This window comes from Paraburkholderia sp. Ac-20347 (assembly GCF_017104805.1).
Classification (GTDB): domain Bacteria; phylum Pseudomonadota; class Gammaproteobacteria; order Burkholderiales; family Burkholderiaceae; genus Paraburkholderia; species Paraburkholderia tropica.
The window spans coordinates 1-1847 of record NZ_JAAGPN010000528.1; the positions used below are offsets into that span (position 1 = coordinate 1).

Genomic DNA, 1847 nt, shown 5'->3' on the forward strand with positions numbered 1-1847 from the left:
TCGCTCAGGCGCGCGACGTGCACGAATAGCGCGGCCATCAGCGCCATGCCGGCGGCGGTGTGGCCGCGCCCGCCGCTGCGGTACTCCTGTTCGAGCAGCGCGAAGAGCGGCGCAAGCATGCCGACGCTCGGATCGGTCCCGCGCACCGGAATGACGGCGGCGCGCGCGCAGATCGCGGCGATCCCCGGCGCGGTGACTTCCACGAGCGCTTCGAGCGGCCGCTGCGCCGCCGTGATGACGAGGCCGTCGATCTGCGGCGAGAACGCGAAGGCATGCACGGTTTGCGCGGGCAGCACGACGAGGCAGGGCGGATCGAACATGTGCCGGACGCCTTCGATGGTGACGTGACCGCTGCCGCCGCGTATGTAGAGCAGTTGCAGCAGCGCGTCGTGCCGATGCGCGGCGATCTGCCAGTCGTTCGGACGGCTGCGTTCGGGAATCCACTCGAAATTGAACGCGCCGTATCCGGGCGGCCTCGCCGACTCGCCGTACAGATCGTAGTTAGGGATTCTCCGCATGCCGTCTTGCCTCCTGTGTACAAATTGTCCTGTTCATCGACGTGTTTGTCCACTCCGCGCGCAACCCCCGCCTCTATACTTTTTCTCAGATCGACGCAGCCACGGCGCATGTCGTCGCTAGCGTAATCGTCAATTCAATCAGGATTCCAGATGAATAATGAAAGATCGAAAAACCCGCGCTCAGGATGGCTGGAACTCGATGGTCAGGTCTGCGTGATAACCGGCGCGGCGGGCGGTATCGGCGCGGCGATTGCGCAGACGCTCGCGGCTGCCGGTGCGCGACTCGCGTTGCTCGATCGCGACCTCGATAAAGCCCAGACGCTGGCCACGCAATTGCAGAATCAGGCTGAAAAACAGGCACAAAACGCGATCATCGCCATCGGATGCGATATCGGCGACGAGGCGAGCGTGGCAGAAGCCGCCGCGCGCGTGGCAAGCGAATTCGGCACGGCCGACGTGCTGGTAAACAACGCAGGACTGCTGCGTCCGGGCGGAATCGAATCGCTGTCGCTCGACGACTGGAACGCGATGCTGCGTGTGAATCTCACGGGTTACATGCTGTGTTCGCAGGCGTTCGGCAAGCCGATGCTCGCGCGCGGGTCGGGCGCGCTCGTGCATGTCGCGTCGATCGCGGCGCGTTATCCGCAGACGCATAGCGGCGCGTACAGCGCGAGCAAGGCGGCGGTCGCGATGCTGGCGCGTCAGCTTGCAGCCGAATGGGGGCCGCGCGGCGTGCGCAGCAATACCGTCTGCCCGGGCATGATCCGCACGCCGCTGTCCGCAGCGTTTTATACGCACGGCGATATCGAGGCGCAGCGCAGCGCGATGACCGCGAGCCGCCGTATCGGCGAGCCGCAGGATATCGCCAACGTGGTGGCGTTTCTCGCAAGCGATCGCGCGGCGTATGTGAACGGCGCTGAACTCGTCGTCGACGGCGGCCTCGACGCGATGCTGATGGATCTCGTGCCGCGTCCGGGCTACGACGGCGCGGCGGCGCGCTAGCGCGCGTGCCGATCGACATGAAGGAGACAATCATGAAGCAGCGAAACAACACCAATCCGCCGCCGATTCCCGCGACCTGCGATGTGCTCGTGATCGGCGCGGGCGCGGGCGGACTCTCGACGGCCATCACGGCGTGCAAGGCGGGACTCGACGTGGTCGTGGTGGAAAAAGCCGAGGTTTTCGGCGGCACGACCGCGTTTTCGGGCGGCGTGCTCTGGATTCCGGGCAACCGTCACAGCGCGCGGCCGGACACACGCGACGCCGCACGCACGTATTTGCGCGGCGAACTCGGCGCGTTCTACGATGAAGACGCGATCGAAGCGTTCC

General features: G+C 65.8%; 3 protein-coding genes. 2 read left to right on the forward strand and 1 reads right to left on the reverse strand.

Annotated features, from left to right (window positions below):
• The coding region (locus G3N97_RS38370; protein WP_205997935.1) for an AraC family ligand binding domain-containing protein at window positions 1-518 on the reverse strand (518 nt) is incomplete at its 3' end.
• 150 nt (window positions 519-668) lie between these two features.
• Here G3N97_RS38370 and G3N97_RS38375 point away from each other — a divergent pair.
• Together G3N97_RS38375 and G3N97_RS38380 are read left to right on the forward strand one after the other, a co-directional pair.
• Complete coding sequence (locus G3N97_RS38375; protein WP_205997936.1) at window positions 669-1520, forward strand: SDR family oxidoreductase; 852 nt, start codon at window positions 669-671, stop codon at window positions 1518-1520.
• Window positions 1521-1552: 32 nt separating this feature from the next.
• Window positions 1553-1847, forward strand: a 295-nt coding sequence (locus tag G3N97_RS38380; protein ID WP_205997937.1) for an FAD-dependent oxidoreductase, incomplete at its 3' end; no start/stop codon positions are given.